The sequence below is a fragment of the Spirillospora sp. NPDC029432 genome (assembly GCF_040703975.1).
GTDB lineage: Bacteria > Actinomycetota > Actinomycetes > Streptosporangiales > Streptosporangiaceae > Spirillospora.
In genome coordinates this window covers 121,313-143,462 of record NZ_JBEZWH010000004.1, presented here as the reverse complement: position 1 = coordinate 143,462, position 22,150 = coordinate 121,313, and the positions used below count along the sequence as shown (strand labels likewise).

The following is a 22,150-nucleotide window of genomic DNA, read 5'->3' as shown; positions in this document are numbered from 1 at the left end:
TTTGGATGATACTTGTTGCGAGATGTCTGAGACCACGAGTGAACGCGCGCTTGGGTTGGATGCGCTGGCGATCAGTGATCGGTTCCGGCTGCTGCATTTCGTCAGGCGCGACGACCACCTTGCCTATTTGTGGATCTTGCGGGCGATTGACCGGCTTCGTGCCGTCCACCGGGTCCAAGTGGGTGTCGATGATGTCGCGGCGGTCCTGCAGGAGTTCAGCAGCGACTACCGCGATGTACCGCTCCTGGACGACGTGACGTTGCGTCAGCGTCTGGACACTCTCGCTGATGACGATCGGGTGCTGCACCGGCTGGATGATGTTTCGCGGGCGGGGTCGCTGGCCCGGTACCGCAATCGGCAGTCGGTGTACCAGTTCACTGAGCTGGGGTACCGGGCGTTCGCGCTGCTGGAGGATCTGCTGACCGTACGGGTTCGGGACGCCAACCTGTCGCGGCTCGCCTTCTCCGACATCCTTGATGACCTGCGATCCTTGGCGGAGGCGAACCGGGTAGGCGATGGTGAGCAGATCCACCGGCGGCTGACCAGGTTGGACGGCGTGATGCAGGACATGTCCCGCCGTTCCGCGCAGTTCCATGTGACGCTGGGTGAGATTGTGTCTTCGAACGAGACGTCCCAAGAGCTGTTTCTGCGCTATAAGAACGCATTGCTGTCACACATGAGCGACTTCATGGCCGAGCTCGACCGCTACCTGCCGCGCTTGGAGTCGGCGGTTGGTGAGGTGCAGGCATCGGGCGTCGCCACGATGCTGGCCCGCGCGGCCGAGGCCGACGACCGTCCGTTTCTCAGCCGCGCTGATCGGCTGGCCGATTGGGAGCGGCGCTGGGAGGCGTTGCGTGGCTGGTTCACCACCCCCGCGCCGGGGTCCGCGCCGGTCTCGGAGGGGACGACCACCGTGGCGGCTGGATCGGGGGTCGCGCAGTTGCGGGCGGCGACCCGGGCCGCGGTGTCGGCCGTGATCGCGCTGCTGCGGCAGTTGGCCGAGGCCAACCGCAGCGGCGTCAACCGCTCCTCCGAGTTGCGCCACCTGGCCGCATGGATAGCAGCGGTCCCCGATGAGGACGCCGCCCACGCCTTGGCCACCGCGGCGTTCAACCTGAGTTCCGCTCGGCATCTGGGCGGGGCGCACGATGATGAGGAGCAGATTCCTGCGAACCGTACCTGGTGGGACGCACCAGGCGTCGAGGTGGCACTCACGGTCTTCCGTACTGGGCGCAGCGCCGGCCCGGGGGTCCCACAGCCGGTCCGCGCCGATACTGGCGCGCGGGCGGAGCTTCGACGCCGCCAGATGGAGGAGTTCACCGCTGAACGCGAGGCGGCAGCGGGCCTTGCCGAAACCGGCCCACATGGCCGGCTGCTGTCTGAGCCCGAAGCCCGGGTGTTGTTCCGGCTGTTGACCAAGGCGTTGGAGGCCCGGACTGTGATCTCCGGGCGGGTGTCGGGTGGGTCGGGCAGCGACGACACCATAACGCTGCGGCTGCGGCCCGCCGAGGTCGGCGAGGTGGTCCAGATTCCTGGCGGGCTGCTGCATCTGCCCGGGTTCAGCCTGGAGATCACTCCTGCGGTCAAGCGTCGCCCGGTGGGAGGGCGTCGTGGGTGAGCCTCGCGCTGCCGCGGACATCCCCGTCAGCGAACTTGGTTCTTTCCAAACCGCGGTTCGATTGGTGCTGACCAACGACATCATCACTCCCTCCCATCCGCGGCCGGGGGTGTTGGAGCGGGTGCTGCCGTGGGCTGATCAGCTCACACGCGACCTGGGTGAGCTGTTCGGCTACTCCCTCGTCGCCACCACCCGTCAGATCCGGCTCGTCCGCAGACTGGATGTGCTGGATCCCTCGCGCGGCAAGGTGTTCGTTTCCAAGACCGGGCGGGCTTGGGATCGGCGCCGGATCGCCTACTTGTGCTTGATCATGTCTACCTTCCAGCGGTCTCGGGTAGAGATCAGTCTCGCCGATATGGTTCGCGCCTTTGCGCCGTTGGCCGCGGCGACTGCGGGGCTGGGGTTCGACCCGCTGATCCAGGGCCATAAGGCTGCCGTCGTGGACGTGGTGACCTGGCTGGTGGACCGGGGCGCGCTGCGCCTGTCGGACGGGTCTGCCGAAGCATGGGCCCGCTCAGCCGACGGCGATGCCCTGTACGACATCGACCATGACATCTGCACGGCGCTGCTGCGGCCCGCCCGTCCGATCCAACATCTCACCACTGCCGCAGGCCTCCTGGAGGACCCGGTGTCTTCGGTCGAGCAGCGGGTACGGCGGCTGCTGCTGGAACGGCCCGTGGTGTACTTCGACGACCTTGACTCCTCAGCCGCGGCGGTGCTTCGTCGTGAGGATGTGACCGAGAACCTGGCCCGCTTGACGGGACTGGTGGTGGAACGGCGCGCGGAGGGCGTTGCGCTCATCGATGCGGGCGGGTCGTTCACGGACCGGCCCTTCCCGGGGCGCGGCGGAGCGGTCAGTCGCGCGGCCGGGCTGCTCCTGGCCAAGATCGCCGATGAGCTGGAAGGTCGGACCCTGCACAAGGTCGAGGCCGCCTCCCATGCCAGCCTGCAAGCTGACCTGTTGGACCGTATCGACACCGGCCTCCCAGCCGACGGAGTGGTCCACGAGCTCGCCTGGACTCCTCCAGAGGGCACTTCTTCACCCGGCGTTGCGGTCGGCGCTCACCATTGTTTGTATTTCGTGGAGCGGCATCGGCTGGAGCAGATGATCAGCGAGCTGTTTGAGGAGTTCGGGGCCGTCTCGTTCACCGCAACCTGGCAGGCCGACCCGATCGGTCTGCTCGGCGTGGCCCTGACGCTGCTCACCGATCTGGCGTTGGTCCGGCCGATCCCCGGCGGGGTGGTGTTGTTGCCGGCGGCGCTTCGCTACCGCAACATCACCATGGCTCTGCCCAAAGACGATGGCCAGCTCGATCTGTTCGGCGGGGGCGACAACACCACCGCCACCAGCAGTTACTCCAGCGATATCAGCTCCGCCAGTAACGTCCGTGAAGGGGAGGGCGCATGACCCGGTTCCGTCCGACGCGCGCCGGACTGATCAACATCTGGGACTACGTTGATGAGGAGCTCGTCTTCGCCGACGGGCGGCTGGTGCTGCGCGGGCACAATGGATCGGGCAAGACCAAAGCTCTGGAGGTACTGTTCCCCTTCATTTTGGACGGCGTCGCCGACGCTCGCCGCCTGGACCCCTTCAGCGGCGAGAATCGGACGATGAAATCCAACCTGCTCTACCGCGGGCAGGAGTCGGAGTATGGGTTCGTGTGGATGGAGTTCGCAGGCGGCGACATCCCCGATGCGGACGCGGTCACGTTGATCATCGCCTTGCGTGCGCACAAGGACAAGCCGACCGCCAGCACGTCGTTCTTCGTCACCCGCAGGCGCATCGGCCTGGACTTCGGTCTGCTGTCGGCCGATTCCCGGCCGCTCACCGAACGGCAACTGGAAGCGATCTTGGGCTCAGAGTGCTGTTTCGACAGCGCGACCAAGTACCGCGACGCCATCGACCACGCCCTGTTCGGGCTCGGTCGGCAACGGTACTCCCAGTTGTTGGACCTGCTCCTGGCGCTGCGCAGGCCGCTGCTGGCCAAGGACCTGGACCCGGCCAAGGTATCGGACACGCTCACCGCGGGGCTCAGCCCTATCTCCGAGGACCTGATCGAGCAGGCGGCACGGGATTTCGAGAACCTGGCGGCAGTGCAACGCCTGGTGGAGGACCTGAACGCCGCCGACAGCGCGGCGTCGGCGTTCCTCCAGGTCTACAGCGACTACCTGATGGTGGAGGCCCGCAGCAGGCTGAACCGCTTTGCTGAACGCACCAGGCAAGCGACCGAACATGCCGCTCAGCTACGCGAAGCCAACCTGGAGATCACCCGGGCGACCACCGCCGAGGAGAAGGCACACGCCGCTCTGGCCGAGGCGGACAAACGACGGACCACTCTTGAAGGCCTGCTTGCCGGTCTCAAACGCGACGAGGCCTACACCAGTCAACGGCAGTTGACTGGTCTGCGCGAACGTGTCGCCGCCGGCGAACGCGATCTTGAGGAACGGCACCAGAAGCAAGCCACGAACCTGCGGCACCTCACCGATCTGACCGGCGAAGCCGACGACCTCGCCGAGAAACTGAAGCAGCACCATCTCACCGCCGGTCGCCACGCCGCCGACCAAGCCCGGGCAGCACAGACGGCAGGCATCGACGACAGCGAGACCGACCTGGAGACGGCCAAGGCACGCGCGGCCACACGCCGCGACGACGTCGACCACGTCCGCACCCACCTCAGCAACGTGGCCGACGCCGTTACCTGCCAGAAGCAGGCCGCAGACGCGGCATCAGCAGCCGACACCAAGCTCCAGAGCGCCGAAGACGCATGCCTGGAGGCCGAGGAGGCACTTGGTCAAGCACGTGCCAGTGCGCAGCAACTCCTGAATGACTGGATCGGTCGGTGGGGCACTCCCATCGGCGGTGAGGTCTTCGGTGACGTTGAGGTCAATCCCGCCTCAGCGATTGTGCTGGCCGACGAAGTCGCCGCCCTCACCCATGCGCTGGCCGCCCTCGACGGCGAGACCGAAGCGGTACCGCTGCCAGCGTTGTTCGGTGAGCTCACCGAACAACGACGTTCCCTCCTCGGGAACGAGCGGACACGCCTCGTCATCGAGCACAAGCGGATCCGTGGTGACCGCGACGTCCTCCACACCGAACGCGAACAGGTCGCCGCCGAACGTGACGACGCTCCCATGCTCGCCGCCACCCGCAACAGCGACCGCACCGGACGTCCCGGCGGCCCCCTGTGGCAACTGGTCCGCTTCGCCGACGGCGTCGACGACCCCCGGGCCGCGGCGATCGAGGCCGCGCTGGAGTCCGCCGGGCTATTGACCGCCTGGATCCATCCCGATCCCGCGCTTACCGATACCGCTTACCGCGACGGCGAGCACGACGCCTACCTGCGGCCGCTCCCACCGGCCCAGCGCATGGCCGAACCCACACTCGCCAGCGTCCTGACGCCTGAGGATCAGGGCTTGGTCCCCGCGAAGGTGATCAGCGACATCCTGGCCAGCATCGCCCTCTCCCCTGTCCTGGAATCAGCGGGTGAAGGCCCGGCGGTCAGCTCGGCCGGACAGTTCACCTTCGGCATCCACTTGGGCGCCTACAGCAAGCCGATCCCGGAATTCATTGGCGCCACCTACCGGGCCAGGCGCCGCGCCGCACGTATCGCCGACTATGACCGACGGATCAGCGAGCTGGACCGCGAACTCGAGCAGCTGCAACACCAGCAGCAGCGGATTGACGAGCATCTGGACCAGCTGCGGCAAGCCCGCAGGGAGCTCCCGACCATCGCGCCGATCCAGTCCGCACTCACCCGGCTCTCCACCGCGTCGGCGCTCTTGGCCCAAGCCCGTACCGAGCAAAGCGCCGCCGCGAAGACGCTGGATGCCGCCACCGCCGAAACCGACGCCGCCCGCCGGCGGCTCCGCCAAGCCGCCGCCGAACGGAGTCTCCCAGCCGAAGCCCGCCCGGTGGACGTCGTCGCCCAGGCCATCGACGACTACCTACAGGCGGCGCGAGAAGCAGACGAGGTGAAGGCGACGATCCTTGCCGTCTCCGAGGAGGTCGATCGCCGCACAAACATGATCAGCCGGATGCGAGATGAGTACGCCGAGGAGACGGAACGAATCGAGGAGAAAGCCGCCGCCCACCTTCACCTGGCCGAAGAACTGGCGGGCTTGGAGGAGAAGCTGTCCGCACCCCTCAAACAGGTACTAGACAAGATCGAGCAAGCCGAGGCGGGCATCACGGCCGCGCGCAGCGACTGGGACTCAGCCGATGGGAGGGCCCGCCAGGAACACGACGCACGTGTTCAGGCAGAGACGGCCTACCGATACTGTGAGAAGGCCGTGCGGGAGGCGGTCACCGCACTGCTCGAGTCCGCACATCCACTCGCCATCTTCACCGAGACGGATCTGCGCCCCCTCCTCGGCGTCACCGCGACCACGTCATGGCCTCACAGCTCCCAATGGCCCCCAGATGAACAAGCCATCGCACAGCTGATCCCCCTGCTGACCACGCCGGATACCTCCAACGCCGATCCTGCCGAGGCCCCTTCGGTCGCCGCCAACGCGATCCAAACGCTCATCCCTGGCGACGCGGCGCAGCTCATCAACCTCCTCGACACTGCCGCCACCAGCCGATCGGTAGGTGAGAACGCCCGCAAGGCCGCGCGGCAACGCCTGTCGGACGCGCTGAAGGAGTTCAACGAGGCGCTCGCCACCCGCCAGGAGGACTATAGGCTGGACTGGCAGGCTGGCGACACCGTCATCACCGTGGACGTCTACGACGCCGACGGCCGCCACCCCGTCGCTGACTTTGCCGCCCGGGTCCGCGACCGGTGCGAGGAGCAGAAGTTCCTGCTGGAGGAACGGGAACGGACCGTCCTGGAAGACGAACTCCTCACCGAACTGGCCCAGCAGGTGTTCGACCGCGTGTATTTCGCCCGAGACCTGGTCAAGAGCATGGACGCCGACATCCGCTCCCGCCCCATGACCAACGGCCTGACCTTCGGCATCCGCTGGGTCGCTTCCGACAAGCTCACCGACCTGCAACGCCAGGTGTCCGACCTGCTCGGCTACCAGCAACTCGGCCCGGACCAGCTCGCCGACCTCCGCCAGCTGCTACGGCAGATGCTGCGCGAATACCGAGCCGCCCACCCACGCGATACCTACCAGGAAGCCTTGTCGGCGGTACTGGACTACCGCGCCTGGCGGGCCTTCGAACTCCGCCTCAAAGTCCCCGGCGAGGAGGAGGTGAAGCTCAGCAAGAAGCAGCACACCCTGCTGTCGGGCGGGGAGAAGTCAGCCGCGATCCACCTACCATTCTTCGCTGCCGCCAACACCATTTACACCTCTGCCCATGCCGCCTGCCCCCGCATGATCGCCCTGGACGAGGCGTTCGCCGGTATCGACGACCGCTACAAACCCGACCTGCTAGGACTCACCGTCCAATACGACTTGGACGCCTTCATGACCGGTCACGACCTGTGGATCCGTTACGACACCGTTCCCGCCGCCGCGCACTACGACATGCACTCCGACAAGCTGTCCCACACCGTCTCCGCCATGCTCATCCTCTGGGACGGCACCGAACTCCTGGATGCCGGCGCCGGCTACGCGGGCAACGAGGAACTCGCCGCCGACTTGCTCGGTTTCACCCCCACCCGGCACACCCCCACCGACGACGGGCTCCTGGCCGCCATCCAAACCGCCACCGATGAAAGTCCTCTCGCCGATACCGACGCCGATAAGCCCCAGCAGCAGGACTCCGATCAGGATTCTGAGGAGGCCGTGCTCTGATGGCGACACCCGCCGATAGCCCCGTCAACCCCATCACCGACACCCCCGATCTGGTACGGCTGCTGGCAGCCGCCCGCCGCTCCCTGGAACGCACCGGCGGCGACCTGAATCGCACGATCGGACTCACCCAGCTCACCGACGCCGAACGGCGAGCCGTCGGTGGCCTCCTAGGCCGCCATATCGCACCGGGCACCAAACGCGTCGAGATCAACCTGGACCAGATAGACACCCGGCTACGTGCCCTGTCAGGGCACGGCCTGGCCGAGACACTCGGCCGCGACAAGCCCCTACGGGACCGCCCCGCCGAAGCAGCCCGCGACAAGGCGGCCCGCGAACGTCTACTGGCCATCGCCCACACCAGCGGCCTTTACCACCAAGACTGGTTCACGGCCTGGATCGAGGAGATCCGAGGCAACGGCACCTTCACCCGGCTCCTGAAGACCCCGGCCAGGCTCAGCCATGCCATCGCGGCACTGGAACTCATCGACACGCTCAACGGCTCGACCGTCACCTTGCCCAAACTCGCGACCCGAGCAACAGGCCACTCTCACGCCCTCGACCACCGCACCCCACTGTCGGTGCTGGTCCTGGACGCGCTCGCCTCGCGCACCAGCGCGCCCCGCCCCACCACCACCGAACAGCGCCGCGAGCTGTGGGACCGGTTCAACGTCATCGTCGACGACCTGGCCAGCACCGTCCTCGTCCTCAACCTCCCCGCCACAGGCGCCGGACTCGGCGCCTGGCTCACCAGCGCCGCTGCCACCGCCACGCCCTTCCACATCACCCTTCACCAAATTCTCACCCACCCCCTGCACCTGGCACCGCAGTCCGTGCACGTCTGCGAGAACCCCGCCGTACTCCGGGAAGCCAGCGACATCCTCGGCCCCGCCTGCCCGCCCCTGATCTGCACCCAAGGCCAGCCCTCCACCGCCTTCCACCGCCTCGCCACCAAGATCACCAGCAACGGCGGCCAACTCCGCTACCACGGAGACTTCGACTGGCCCGGCATCACCATGACCGCCGCCATGGCCAACCGCCACAACGCCCAACCCTGGCGGATGACCAGCGCCGACTACACCAACGCTGTCAACCACACCCTCAACGACGACGAACCCACGATCGGCGGCCTCAAAGGCGACCCGGAACCTACCCCATGGGACCCGCCGCTCAGCGACACCATGATCCGACTCAACCGCGCCATCTACGAGGAAGCCGTCGTCGACGTGCTCATCGCCGACCTGGGCGATCTCCAGTAGCTCTCAGCTCGGCTCGTCTCTGCCCGCACCTACCTGGGCATACTGCCCGCGGTCTGCCTGGGACCCCCGACCGAGCTCAGAAGCCCTCGGGGGCAACCTCAGATGTGTCAGGGTTCGACGGCGGTCTCGACCCGCGTCAGGGATCACTGGTCAGTCGACCGCTGAGAGGTTGCGCTGGCATCGCTCTAAGCGTTTGCGGAGCCGTTCCCGCGTGCTCGTCGCCTCGGGTGGGTTGCTCAGGGCCTGAGCTAGCGCCGCTGCCGCTTCTGCGTAGAGCTCCTGCTTGACAAGCCAGAGGCTGAGCCGGTCGATGACTTTCGCATTCGTGCTTCCAGCGGCGACGCCCCTACGGCAGGAGGCGATCGCCTTCTCAAGGTCGCCGTTCCTTCTCCGCGCGCACTCCGGCGTCGGCGGCCAAGACGGCGACCGCTGCCTGGTCGTTCTGGCTGACCGCCAAGCTTTCCAACACCGCCCGTAGAGCTGGCCCACTGTAGGCGCGGAGGCTGCTGCCGCCTTTGCCATAGGAGATGTTGAGAAGGTATGTGGCTATGGCGGGACGGGCGGGGGCGGGTACGCGCGCATAGAGGTCGAGAAGCATCGGGATATACGGCGGCAGGCAGACGTACTCGAACACCTCTAACCAGGCGTCGGGGTTCACACGGTCCAAGTGCAGCGCGTTGAAGTAGGCCCGCAGCGTGTCGTCGCGCCTGCCCTTCTGGAACCGGGTGCAGCGCGCCAGTGTCAGCCACGCTCGCGCCACCCACGGGTCTGCCGCCGCTCCCAGTTCGCCGACCAGCTTGCCGGCGCTGCGCTCCAGGCCAGGCCAGATGTGAGGCGACCGCTCCTCAAAGCGCTTCGCTGTCTCGGCGACGCACTCGGCCTCGACGGCCTCCAGTTCCCCACGCACCGCGAGGTGATGGCCACGCAAGATCGGAGCAGGCTGGTCGACCAGCCAGAACAGGCCCGCAACGCTTCGGGCCATCTCCGGCAGCTTGGCCAATAACGCATGCGGTAGCCCCCAGCGGCTGTACATCGAGCAGAAGAACCACCTGCCGGCCATGTTCATAGTCATAGAACACCGCCGGACACGACGGCAGCCGCCCACCCCACGCACTCGCGAAGTCCAACACCGCCCGATGCACCTGATCACAGACGTCAGGCGGCAGGCGCCCGACCAGATGCGTCTGCACGTAGACGGCTACCGCGGTCGGGAATCTCGAGTGCGGCGGCGCCGGTGCCAGCACCGCCGCCCGCACACCCTCCACCCCGGAATCGGCAGCAGCAGCATGCACCGCGACCTGATGGAAGGACTCCCCGACGACCTCGACCTCGACTTGCCCCGGCAGCCACGCCGACGCAGCAACCAACCGAGGCAACCGCGCAGGCATCTCGGCAGGAGGATCGACTGCCGGCCACCAACCTCCCCGGTTGACACCAGTGCCGCCCCTCGACCAGGGCAAACCGGCCCCGTTACTCATACGGCTCCCATGGCCACGCTGGGCCGCTCGCGCGGCGGCCCCTCCCGTGATGGCCGGGCAATCACGCTCGTTGATGTTCATTGAGCGACGGTCGCCGGGAGACAGGCGAGACCCCTGGCCGCCTCACCCGGCCCACAGGCCCCAAACTCACCGTGGACATCGCGGCTGGAGCCCTCCGCAGCGTGCGCTCTTCCTCGGTGCTGGGCCACACCTGCAAGTTCTGGCGATAGATCTGGTCAGCGAGAGTCGGCGACTGAACCGGTGGTCACTCGAACCTCTCGCCAGCCCGACTCTGCTCACAAGTCCCAACTTCTCAGTTCGCCCACGGGGGCACCAGCCCCGCCTAAACTCGAAGCTTCATAGAGATCTCGCCCGCCTTCGCGATGCATGGAGGAAGCCGAGCATGTCCTTCCAGACCCCACGCAGCGTCGAGGAGATGCTCACCGCGATCCACAGGCACGAATACCTCATGCCTGCCATCCAGCGGGAGTTCGTGTGGAGCACAGCCCAGATCGTCAAGCTCTTCGACAGCCTCATGCGCGGCTACCCGGTCGGTTCTTTCCTGCTCTGGGACGTCAAGCCTGAGACGGCGCAGTCCTACACGTTCTATCAGTTCCTCACGCACTTTCATGAGCGCGATAATCCGTACGCCGACAAGGCGACAGTTCCTGCGGGCTCGGGGACGACCGCCGTCCTTGATGGTCAGCAGCGGCTGACGTCGCTCAACATCGCCCTCTACGGCAGCATCGCCGAGAAGAAGAAGTACGCGTGGTGGAACAGCCCGGACGCGTTCCCGGTCAAGAAGCTCTATTTGAACCTCGTCGACAACCCCAAGGACGAAGAGCTCGGCCTCAAGTACGACTTGCGGTTCCTCACCGACAAGGAGGCAGCGGCCGAGCAGGACGCGGAGGACAAGTGGTTCCGCGTCGGCGCCGCGCTCGATCTCCCCAACGCAGGCCCTGCGATCATGAAGGAACTGGAGCAGCGGCGGATCGCGAACTCCGGCGACGCGTTCCAGCGGCTCTACGACCTGTACGAAGCGGTCCGGGTCCTCAAGCCCATGAACTACTTCCTCGTCACCGACCAGGACCCCGACAAGGTCCTGGAGATCTTCGTCCGGGTCAACAGCGGCGGCACCACACTGTCCTACTCCGACCTGCTGCTGTCCATGGCGACCAACCAGTGGAAGGAACTCGACGCCCGCGAGGAGGTCCGCTCGCTCGTGCGCGACCTCAACAGCAACGCCGGACGCCAGTTCTCCTTCTCCAAGGACGTCGTCCTCAAGACGGCCCTGACCATCGCCGGCGTCGACGTTCGCTTCAAGGTCACCAACTTCACCCAGGCGAACATGGCCAAGGTCGAGACAGCGTGGCAGCAGATCGAGGGCGCCCTCCTGCGAGCGGCGACGTTGCTTCAACAGTTCGGCTACAACGAGCGCAACCTCACCGCCAACAGCGTCATCGTTCCGATCGCCCACTACCTCCACCTTCGGAACGCAGGTGACGGCTACCTCGACTCCAGCAGCGACGCCGCCGACCGGCTCGCGCTCCAGGGCTGGGTCACCCGCTCGCTCATCAAGCGGGGCGTGTGGGGTTCCGGTCTCGACACCACCCTCACCCGGATCCGGGACGTACTCAGCGGCAACACCACCGGTCGCTTCCCGGTCGCCGAAGTGGAGGCAGCGATGGCCGCGGCCGGCAAGAGCCTGTCGTTCGACCCCGCGGAGATCGATGAGCTACTGAACCTCAAGTACGCCGGGCAGCGGACCTTCCCGGTCCTCTCCGTGCTCTATCCGGGGCTGGACCTCAGCAAGAAGTTCCATGAGGACCACATCTTCCCAAGATCACAATTCACCAGAAAGAAGCTCGCCGCGGCCGGTATCCCCGGAGATCAGATCGACGCCTACCTGCAGACGGTCAACCTCCTGCCCAACCTCCAACTCCTCCCCGGCACCGTGAACATCGAGAAGCAGGCCACGCTTCCCGTCGACTGGACCGGATCCGACACCGTGTTCCCGAGCGCCGAGAAACGCGAGGCCTACCTCAAGGAGAACGACCTCGACGGGCTCCCGCTCGGCCTCACCGACTATCTCCTCTTCTTCGAGGGACGCAAGAAGAGGATGAGAAACCGCCTCCTCAACGCCCTCGGAGCAACGACGGCCTCAGAGTCCGCCGCGGAATGATGTGGAAGATTCCCACGTGGTCGACGGTTTCCTTTACGGGCGGAAGCGCCTTACAGAGCTGCCCAGCGCCACGGTCGTCGCCCGCACCTGTTAACAGCCTCCGGTTCTCGCCCGCTCCGCACGGACCAGGCCGCAGGGCGGACTTTGCCGTATTCTCGCGTTTCGTGATCGACGAACGGCTGCGGCGCTGAGGACATCGCCGACCGGCTCCTCGCCGAGGCCCGCTGGGCTCGACTCAAGGATTGGCCGATCGCCCCCTCGCCAGCGGCGCCACGGTCCCGCTCTGGCGCCTGGAGTCGGTACAACCGGCCCGCGCCGTCCGGGAGGCAAACTTCGACTACAACTACCCCGACTATCCGTGCCGGTGCTCCACCTACCGCCTCACCATCCCGGAACACCCCTACGGCGAGCAGACCCGCATTCGAAACAGTCAGGGTGAGCTCATCACCTCCACCCGCTTCTACGACGGCACCGCCATCCGGCCCATGGCGACGATTTCTGGGAGTACGCATGCACCGAATGCGGCGACGGCTACCGGTGCAACTGCGACGGCGACCGCTGCACCAGGTGCGGCGCCCGACGCCTACGGGTGCGGGTGCGCATGACCGGCCTGGAGTCGGGCAGGGTCGTACCGGACCCGTGCCTTGCGGTCGCGCTCGGCTTGGCGGTGTTCCCGCTCCCGCCCGCCGCAAGGGGGCCGCCGCCCCGCGGGTGGCAGCGAGCCGCGACCCGCAACCCCGACCCGGCGGCCTGGCCGCCCGGCGCGAACCCGGGTCTGTAGTCGGCCAGCACACTACCAAGTAACCGCAGACGCGCCGATGGCGATGCTCCCCGAGTGGATCGCCCGCCTCTTGACGCTCAAGCCGCACCGTGCGCCCCAGCCTTCAGCCAGCTGCTTACCGCAGCTGCCATGGCATGACCGGCCCCCACACGACCGACTGCGATAAGACCGTGTACGAGGTCCCAGGTTCGGTGAAGATTCACCGAACCCGGGGCACCTCACTCACTCAGGCGTGCTCGAACGGTGCCAGCTAGAAACTGCTGATGAACAGGACGGAGTTGATATAGCGGCGACCGGGGCGCAGGACCCTGGCGGCGAAGCCGCGGTTTCAGTTCGCGCACTGTGGCCCGCTGGTGGGCGACCAGGTCGAAGCCGGCCGGTGGTACCCAGCCCGAGTCCAGCAGCACGAGGGCGATCACGTCCGGCATCTGCCCGTGCCGCTTCTCCGCCTCAACCAGCAGGTTAGGACGGTCACGCTCGATGATCCCGGCAGCCCCGAGCAGCGCGTTCAACTCGTGCCCTCGACGTCCAGCTTAATGAAGCTGACATCCGTGAGCCCGAGGCTGTCCAAGGTGACCCCGGGCGACGCTCACCGCCCGGCTGCGGCGGCAGGAGGCGCGCGAGGGGTTCGCCGCCGGGCTCATCAGCCCGGACGAGTACCGAAAGAACGGCAGCCCTCGGCCCGCCGCTCCTCCGGAACGAGCCGCGCCGCCGGGCCAGGCCATCCGCCGAGGTCAGCGAGGGCGTCCGCGGCCTCGCGCGAGGGCCGCCCTGCGCTCCAGCGCGATGAGAAGCGGACGCCTCTCCAGCCACGAGCGCGCGGTGTCCCCTTCGCCGAGGCCGAGCGCCTCCGGCGTGACGGAGAACGCGGCCTGGACCTCCCTCAGGAGATCGTCGGCCTGCCTGAGGATGAACGCGCGGACGTTGGCGCAGTACCTCGGGTCCATCTCCGCGATGCGCAGCCGCCGGTCCGAGGCGTCCTGCCACTCCTCGTCCTGGTTGATCAGCGTCGACCAGTGGTCCTCGGGGGTCCAGCCCTGCCTCCGCTCGGGCGGGAATCCCAAGGCCGCCTCCCGGACTTCGAAGACCAGGTCATGGACGTACCGGACGTTGTCGTAGTGCGCACCCTGATGCGCCAGGTTGAGTCGCTGGTAGATCGCCAGAGCCTGCTCGGCCGCCTTCCGCGGGCCCGCGAGCTCGCATCCGCCGTCCACGCCCGCCTTGGCGTAGATGATGCAGGCCTGCGCCAGTTCCTCCTCGTACTCGCCAGGGTCGGCGGCCACGAGTTTCGTGTAGGTCGCGATCGCCTCCTGCGCGACGGCGGCGGCGTCCCGGGGACGATCGAGGCACCAGAGGTGGAGAGCGAGCCGCTTGGCGATCCGCGCCAGATAGGCCTCGTAGGCCTCGGGGACGGCCTCGGCCAGCCTCCGGCAGATCTCCAGCGCCTCCTCGAGCGCCTCGATCGCCTCCTCCCGGCGGCGGGCGCCCCAGCGGCTCCTGGCCAGGGTGACCAGGCTCCAGACGAGATGCGATCCATCGGCCGTGAGCGATCGGGCGAGGGCGGATCCCGGCGCGGCCGGGCCTGCGGCGAGCCGCTCGCGGAGGATCCCGACGGCCTTCTCGGCTCCGCGGAGGCTCTTGGCCGGCTGGAGGACGCGCTGGTAGAAGTCCGCGAGGTTGGTGATCGCCATGGCGAAGCCGGAGGAGTACGCGGCGGGATCCTTCCGCGCCAGGCGCGCGAACATCCGGACCGCCCGCTCGGCGTCGGCGAGCGCGCCCGCGGTCAGGACGCTCTGGGCCTCGCTCATCGCCTGGTTGGTGAGGGACAGGGCCAGGCCGGGCTCGTGGACGTCGGGGGCCACCGCGGCCAGGTCCCGGAAGAGCTCCGTGGCCTCCTTGGCCGCGGCGAGGCTGCGCGGGAGGTCATCGGCGAGGTCGGCGCACTCGGTGAGATGGACCAGCGCGACGGCGAGCGTGGAGTCGTCCACCGAGCGGGCGCACTCCACGGCGCGCTCGGCCGCGTCGGCGGCCTCCTGCGGGCGCCCGGCGCGCGACAGCCGGAACGCGAGCTCCTGGTAGTGCCCGCATCGGACCGCCGGATCGCGGTCGGCTTCGACCCGCGAAGGCGTCAGGCGCTCGATGAGCGCGGCGGCACCGACGTCCACGTTGATGTCCCCGTATCCGGGGAGTTCGGCCGCGACCCGTTCGAGCACCTCGGTGTGGACGTCGAGCCCGGCGACAAGATCGAGCACGGGGCTTCCGGCGGCGACGGCCGAAGCCGGATCGTCCCGTAGAAGGCGCTCCACGAACGGGGCGACGTGCGGCCACCTGTGCCCGGCCGCGGCGGAGGCGAGGAAGACCAGGGGCCGGACGGGCACGCCGCCGTCCGGGGAGCGGGAACCGAGTTCCCGTACGGCCGCGGGCGCCCAGGCCGCGGCCGGGCTGCCGCCGACGGCGTGGCCCGGCAGGCTCAGCGCGAGGAAGTCCTCGGCCAGCCGGTCGGGGTAGAGCGGTTCGAGGACGTCGCCGGGGTTCTGCGGCGGGTAGCAGACGCCGTGGTCGGCCAGCACGCTCGCCGGTTCTTCGAGTCCGATCCGGCCGAGGGTCGCGACCCCGTTCTCATGGTCGACGGCACCGGAGAGGGCGGCCGCGAAGACCGCCTGCCCCATGGCCCCCGGCGGCGTCCGGTGATCCACCCCTTCCAGCCTGTTCTCCCAGAGGCGCGTCCAGTGGACGCGCTCGCGGCCCAGCAGGTAGCTGGTGATGCCGTCCATCTCGCCGGGCGGCCGGACGCCTCGCGCGCGGGTGTCGACCGCGACCAGCGCCGCCATGTGCAGGGCGAGGACGAGCCCGAACTCGGGGAGCTCCAGGTCCTCCGGCGGAGCGATGCCCGAGCCCTCGATCCCGTAGACGGCCGCGAAGCAGTCCCGCGCCGTGCCGAACATGGCCAGACGCTCACCGGCGGACGCCGGCGCGGACAGCTCGACGTCCCGGGTCCCCGCCGAGTGGCCCTCCAGCACCGCCCGTACCGCGGGCCAGGGAACGGCCGAGCGCGCGAGCAGTACGACCCGCACAGGGCGCGGCCCGTGCAGAAGGGCGTTACTGAACAGCCAGGTCAGATGGGACAACGGCCAACGGTCGGCGTAGTCGACGATGAGCAGCACGCCTGCGGCGTCATCGGCGCGCAGGTCCTCGGACCCCTGCGGACGCATGATCCCGCCGTGGGAGGCGGTGATGACCTTCCATCCGGCCGTGGCGCTCTCGGCCGCGAACTCGGCGGCCAGCCGCGTCTTGCCCTGGCCTCCCGGGCCGTGCAGCCAGAGGGCCGACAGCCGCGGACCGGAGCCGTCGCGCCAGGCCGCCAGTTCGGCCCGCTCCGCCGTCCGCCCCAGGTAGTCGACGACCTGGAACCGGGCGTTCAGCATGCGACTCGGCTGCTCCAGCAACCAGGACCAGGCGGGAGCGGGCGGCGGGCGATGCTCGGCGAGGAGGTAGGCCGGGCCCCTGTCCGGGAAGACGTGGAGGTCGGCCCCGATGACGCCGTACCCGAACCCGCTCTCGACGACGACGCTCTGGTGGACGCCCCCCATCACGCCTCCGTCTTGCTCGCACCGCCCTCTTCGCGCGCGGCGGGAGCCGGTGCCTCGTGGACGACCACATTGCCGTCGAGGGCGGCGAAGACGCGTCCGTTGTCCCGCGCGATGTTGGTCTGGGTCCGTGCCCCGTCCTGCACGCCGGCCTGCCGGACCAGCACGTCGAGCTCGGCGGCGACTTCGGGGCGCTCTTCGAGCAGCCGCTCGAACTCCAGGGCCCAGAGGCCGGCGAGGCTCTGCCGTGCGTGCTCCACGTCCGCCGACCGGGCCACCAGGGCGGCGTTGCCGTCCAGCTGCGCCTCGACGGCGGCCAGTTCCTCTTCACCGCGGTGCCGGAAGAGGCGCATGACCCTCCCCCGGACGACCGTCCACGAGTCGGTGGCCATGGCTCCCACCACCGCGCCCCCACCGGCGACCACGAGCTCCTGCAACATGCCGCTCCCTCCGCTGCTACAGGAACAGACGACCCGTGCCCCACCGCGGTTCCGCTCGGCTCATGGTGTCCTGCCGCTCGGGGTCAAGGGCGGCACCGTGAAGGTCGTAGACTCCCCTGTCTCCGGAGTTGCCCATACTTGAAGGTGGTCGACCGAGGCGAAGGTCTGGCTCATGTCGTCGGGATCGCAGCTGGCGACCAGGGCCACCTGACACACCGAGGACGGCAGTACGCGCAGATCGATGATGATCCGTTCGCCGGTCCCCAAGGAAGCGGCAACGTGGTGCACTGTGCCGTCCTCGGCCATCGGCTGGTTGAAGAACACCATGTCATCGTCGGAGCGGACCTTGCCGTCGCCGTCCAGCAAGAGAGTACTGAGGTCTACCGCCAGCCCAGCACAGTGCCTGGTGAACGGTGTCTGGCCGGGACTGGCCTGGTGCCAGGCGCCCGATCTCGGCGACGGCATCAGCTGTTTAGAGTCGGTAATCGCATGAGATGTAAGGTGCTCCGGGGCAGGGCCGGGGGCTGCTGCCCTGTACGTGGTTCAAGTCCCTGACGGCGCACCCACTCCGACCAGCGACGACATCCCGTACGGGAGTCGTCGCTGTTGTCGTATGGGGCCAAGCGGGGCCGATCTGCGCCCGTCACCATGGGTGCGTTCGAGGCGAGATGCTCTCCGCCGTTTGAGGTCCTCGAACGCCCGGTTGCAGGCATGGGGCATTGGGCGTGGGCCCGGCCAGGTCGTCACGCCGGAGGGTGTTCAGTTGTCCTTTCCGCATGGAAGAGTCAGTGACAGGAAGCCGTGAAGGCTCTGGCTCTACGTGCCCGAACCGGCCCTGTTGGCCGCAGTCGGATATCAGAACTGTCCGAATGGGCCCGCGTCTGGCTGAGGGCCGCACCAGCGCGGCCCGGTCGACGGGCTGCGCGGGCCGGTCAGCGGGCGAGGGCGATCAGGTCGGTGAGGGCCTCGCTGACCAGCACCGGGTCGGCGGCGTCGAACGTCTGGTTGTCGATCGGGTCGTCGGCCGGCTCGCCGGTACCGTCGTCGAGGTAGACCCGGCGCAGGGTCTGCTCCGGAAAGGTCTGGACGGTGCCGGCGGCGATTCCCGGATCCAGCTCGATCACCAGATCGCAGGAGCTCAGGGGACGGGAGAAGGCGTGCACCATACCGCCATCTTGCGGGGTGCCGCGCCGCCAGTCCCGGCGGGTGAGTCCGAGGATCGTCCCGGTCGGCACTCTCAGCCCTTCGAAGCGCGGCAGCCGCCCGGTGGCGTGCTCCTGGTCGTCGAGTCGGTGGACCTCGCGGCCGAGTTGCGGGAAGGGTTGCAGGCACTCGTAGTCGGCGAACACCTCGGCCCAAGCCTCGACCACGGGCTTCGGCAGTTCGACCGGGTGAGGAATGAACACCGTGGCGTGTCCGGGGAAAGCGACGGTCTCGTCCTTGAGGTCGGCGAAGGTGCGGTCCTCGGCGATCCGGAACAGGGTGTGGCTTCCGCCGCCCTCCCGGCTCAGCCAGAGCAGGCGCCGCGCCAGGTGGCCCATCAGTGGGTGCTCGACCAGCAGGGTCCGGAAGTCGGCCAGGCTCCACGACCGCCGGGAGAGCATGGCCGTCTCCAGGCGCCGCAGCTGCTCGGCCGCGATCGCCTGGACGTCCTGGCGCAGCTCAGAGAACCGCCGGTACGCGGCCGGGGCCAGCTCGGCGTCGTCACGGGCGCCTGGCCGGGGCAACGTCGCACGGCGCTCGCCGTCCGGGCCGGTGACCACGGCACGCAACCGCTCGTCGAAGCCGACGGTGAACGAGCGCCGCCCGTAGTCGAGGGTGAGAGTCCCCGAGGCGTCCAGCCCCAGGTCGGGGACGAGCCGGTCGGCCAGTTGCGCGGTGGACAGCCCCTTCCGCCGCGCGGCGTCCCGGATCGTCCGGCCGGCTTGATCGCGCAGCGAGGGGTACCGGGACTGCCGGGTCACCCCGTCCAGGATGAGTAGGGCGCGGTCGGTGCCGATCGTCGCGAGCACGCCTAAGGCTGTGGACGCCCACCTCGGAGCACCCGTCCGCGGCCAGCGCGCGACGATCGGAGCCAGCCTGCGGGTGGCGGTCTCCCCGTCGAACGCGGTGAGCTGGGTCAGTGCCCACAGGTCCTTCCCCGGCGCTCCGTGCTGCAGCCACTGGCCGAATACCGCCATCGAGAACTCCGCCAGGGAAGCGGCGTCGCACGCTTGGCGCACCTCCGGGAGGCCGGGGTGCGGTTCCTCCAGCGATGACGCGGCCAGCATGGTGATCAGATGCCGTACCGCCCCGGGCGGCAGGACGTGCGCGCGGTTGCTCAGGAGCACCCGCGGCAGATCGGCGGGGTCGGCCCACGCACCGGCCTCGGGCATCTCGGGAGACCGGGCGGCGATCTCGGCCAGCAGGCCCGCGATCGCGCCGGCGGCGTCGCCCCCCAGCTCTCGGGCGGCGTTGACGATCTTTCCGGAGCCCACCCCAACGGCCAGGTGTGCCAGCGCGTGCTCGGCGTCGGCGCGCCGGCGGCCGCGCTTGCCGAGCGCGTCCGGCAGCAGCAGGGCGGCGGCCCGGATCCCGTACCGGGCGAACCACTCTTCGGCGATCGGACGGCAGGTCGCCCTGTGCGCCAGCCAGAACGCCATCAAGCGCGCCACGTCCGCGGACAGGAACGGCAGCAGCAGTTCCCTGCCCTCGGCTCGCACCTTCTCGTGTCGGCGAAGCAGGTGGGGCAGCGCCGCCAGACCGTACCGGTGAACAATGAGCGGCTGGTAGAGCACGGGGTGCCCGGCGTCGCCGCTGTCGGCCCACCGGGCGAGCAGCGCACCGGCGACCTCCACGGGGCCCTCGATGAGCAGGCTCGCCATCAGCAGATGGCCGCCCCACATCATGCCGTCGGGCCCACGGTAGCTGGCGTCCGGGTCCACGTCCTGCACCGCCCGCTTCCAGTCCACCGGAACACTCTTGGGGTACAAGGGCCGGTACTTGCTCTGGAACTCCTCGATGCGTGCCAGGTCCTCGCCGGTCCAGTGCATCTCGGGGGCGGGCGGTGCGGGAGGATCGGCGAGCACGAACGGCTTGGCCGCCTTCTTTCCGCGGGGCGCCTCGGCCCACGGCGGCGCCACCAGGATGCGCGGCAGCATCTCCTCCGTCGCCTCGGCCACGGAGCCACCCGCGATGGCTTCGACCGCGTTCCGCGTCTCCTCCGTCAGCCGGGCGAGCGCGGACCGGGTGCGCCCGGGGTCGGCGGCGGCGAACGCGCCCAGCAGTTCGGCGGCCTGGACCGCCCTCCGCGAGCCGCCCTGGGCACGGGCCGCCAGCACCCGTAGCCCGCGAACGGGGAACCGTTCCAGCGCGGCCCGGACGGCGGGCCGCACGTGCGCCTCCTCCAGCCGGTCCAGCAGCAGGGTCAGCGCCTCGTCGGTGGGGATGCGGGCCAGGGCTTCGAGAAGTTCGTGCCGGGCGCCGGTGTAGTCGCGGCCCCGGCGGCCGTGCGGGTCTTCGTCGAGGGCCCGCGCCAAGATGGGTGCGATGCCCGGCCCGACCCCGTCGAGCAAGGTGGCCAGCAGAGAGACGTCCCGTCTGCTCCCGAGGTTGTCGAAGCTGACACGGCCGGCTTGTTCCACCGTGCCCAGGGACGCCAGCAGCATGTGCCGGACCTCACTGTGGTGCTGCCCCGTCCCGAGGTCACGGCAGGACTCGTCCACCCAGTCGGTGCGGTCGGGCAGCAGGTACGCGGCGGCCAGGCGGCTGCGCGTTCCGGTGCGCAGCGCCCCGAGCCGCCGCTCGGCGAACCGGTGGGTCTCCTCGTCCGCAGCGGCGAGCCACCGGCGCAGAAGCGGACCGGCCGCCGACCACGTGCTCCACTCCGCCAGGCCGTCGGCAGCGGTGGCGTACCGCAACTCGTACCGCTCGGCGAGCGGGATCCCCTTGGCCGCGGGCCCCCACACCCGAGGCTTGCAGATGATCTCGCCGCTCGCCACGAAAGCGGCGGCCGGCCACGCCGGGTCGTGCTCGGCCGTCCAGGCGTGCGCCACACGGTGGTAGTGGTCTGCTCGGCCGCCGAGGCGCGTGATCACCGCGACCGCGGCGGCCCCGGTCACGGTGTCCCGCCCCGCCAGGAAGTCGCGCACCGCCCCGGCCAACCCAGGGTCGCAGTGCCCGGAGCCGAGCATGGCATCGATGTGGTCGCGCCGGTCGACGAGCAGCGCGCGGACCTCCTCCACCGCCTTCGCGTCGACCTCGGGCGGCGAAACCGCCAGGCCGCCGCGGCGCGGCTCCAACTGCGCATGCCAGTCGTCGGGAATGTGCAGGATGTCCTCGCCCAGAGGCAACACATCGGTCATGGATGAGCACCGTAAGGGATCGGGCCGACGAAAACGGGCCCAGCGGTACCAGTTGAAGAGTACGCAGTGCAGGTGGCGTTCGCCGGCGATCAGGAGCCGGTCGGTGTACTCGCGGCGGGCGCTGCCGACCCGGCGTTCGGCGATTGCGTTGGCTTGCGGAGCGCGTACCGGCGTCACGATGACCCGAGCGCCGATCGAGGTGAACACCGCATCGAATGTTGCGGTGAAGCTGTTGTCGCGGTCGCAACGCCGACTACATCGTGATCGTCAAAGGCAACTCCAAGCACCTGAACCAGCAGGTCAAGCGCCTGCCCTGGCGGGATGTGCCGCTGGGGACGCGCACCCGCGACCACGGTCACGGCCTCGACGAGATCCGCCGCCTGAAGGTCTGCACCGGCACCGGCCTGCTGTTTCCCACACGCCGCCCAAGCCATTCAGATCGAACGGCGGCGCACCGACACCGGAACCGGCAAGACCACCATCACCACCGTCCACGCAATCACCGGCCTGACCGCCGAACGCGCCACCCCCGCCGACCTGGCCGCCCGCGTCCGCGGCCACTGGCAACTGGAAGCCCTGCACCACATCCGCGACGTCACTTACGCCGAAGACGCCTCTCACATCCGCACGGCACCGCACCCCGAGCCATGGCCAGCCTCCGCAACCTGGCCATCGCCCTCCAGCACTCCATGGGCAGGACCAACCCCGCAGCCGCCTGCGACC

At 68.9% G+C, this 22,150-nt stretch carries 11 protein-coding genes; 5 read left to right on the top strand and 6 right to left on the bottom strand.

The window, feature by feature from the left end:
- Positions 1-22: 22 nt before the first annotated feature.
- The 4 genes from AB0881_RS04455 to AB0881_RS04440 all read left to right on the top strand — a co-directional run bounded on the left by AB0881_RS04455 (position 23) and on the right by AB0881_RS04440 (position 8,616).
- Entirely contained in the window at positions 23-1,618 is a 1,596-nt protein-coding gene (locus AB0881_RS04455) for a TIGR02677 family protein (RefSeq protein WP_366614128.1), read from the top strand.
- 64 nt (positions 1,619-1,682) lie between these two features.
- Positions 1,683-3,026, top strand: coding sequence for a DUF2398 family protein (locus tag AB0881_RS04450; protein ID WP_366614127.1), 1,344 nt, complete (start codon positions 1,683-1,685; stop codon positions 3,024-3,026).
- The gene (locus AB0881_RS04445) at positions 3,023-7,360 is read left to right on the top strand and encodes a TIGR02680 family protein (RefSeq protein WP_366614125.1); all 4,338 of its coding nucleotides are present in this window, start codon (positions 3,023-3,025) and stop codon (positions 7,358-7,360) included. The genes AB0881_RS04450 and AB0881_RS04445 overlap by 4 nt, the downstream gene beginning before the upstream one ends.
- On the top strand, positions 7,360-8,616 hold the full coding sequence (locus tag AB0881_RS04440; protein WP_366614124.1) for a TIGR02679 family protein: 1,257 nt from the start codon (positions 7,360-7,362) through the stop codon (positions 8,614-8,616). The genes AB0881_RS04445 and AB0881_RS04440 overlap by 1 nt, the downstream gene beginning before the upstream one ends.
- Positions 8,617-8,986: 370 nt before the next feature.
- Here AB0881_RS04440 and AB0881_RS04435 read toward each other — a convergent pair whose 3' ends face one another.
- Entirely contained in the window at positions 8,987-9,676 is a 690-nt protein-coding gene (locus tag AB0881_RS04435; protein WP_366614122.1) for a hypothetical protein, read from the bottom strand.
- Positions 9,677-10,497: 821 nt separating this feature from the next.
- Here AB0881_RS04435 and AB0881_RS04430 point away from each other — a divergent pair.
- Positions 10,498-12,276, top strand: a complete 1,779-nt coding sequence (locus AB0881_RS04430; protein WP_366614121.1) for a DUF262 domain-containing protein — start codon at positions 10,498-10,500, stop codon at positions 12,274-12,276.
- A gap of 999 nt (positions 12,277-13,275) precedes the next feature.
- Here the strand turns inward: AB0881_RS04430 and AB0881_RS04425 are convergent.
- The 5 genes from AB0881_RS04425 to AB0881_RS04405 form a co-directional block, all read right to left on the bottom strand.
- The gene (locus AB0881_RS04425) at positions 13,276-13,569 is read right to left on the bottom strand and encodes a hypothetical protein (protein ID WP_366614119.1); all 294 of its coding nucleotides are present in this window, start codon (positions 13,567-13,569) and stop codon (positions 13,276-13,278) included.
- 222 nt (positions 13,570-13,791) lie between these two features.
- The gene (locus AB0881_RS04420) at positions 13,792-16,647 is read right to left on the bottom strand and encodes an ATP-binding protein (RefSeq protein WP_366614118.1); all 2,856 of its coding nucleotides are present in this window, start codon (positions 16,645-16,647) and stop codon (positions 13,792-13,794) included.
- A complete protein-coding gene (locus tag AB0881_RS04415) occupies positions 16,647-17,084 on the bottom strand; it encodes a hypothetical protein (RefSeq protein ID WP_366614117.1) in 438 nt (145 codons plus the stop codon). Before AB0881_RS04415 ends, AB0881_RS04420 begins: the two co-directional genes overlap by 1 nt.
- Before the next feature lie 60 nt (positions 17,085-17,144).
- Complete coding sequence (locus AB0881_RS04410) at positions 17,145-17,549, bottom strand: TerD family protein (RefSeq protein WP_366614115.1); 405 nt, start codon at positions 17,547-17,549, stop codon at positions 17,145-17,147.
- A 467-nt stretch (positions 17,550-18,016) separates the two neighbouring features.
- Positions 18,017-21,427, bottom strand: coding sequence for a DUF4132 domain-containing protein (locus AB0881_RS04405; RefSeq protein WP_366614113.1), 3,411 nt, complete (start codon positions 21,425-21,427; stop codon positions 18,017-18,019).
- Positions 21,428-22,150: the final 723 nt, after the last annotated feature.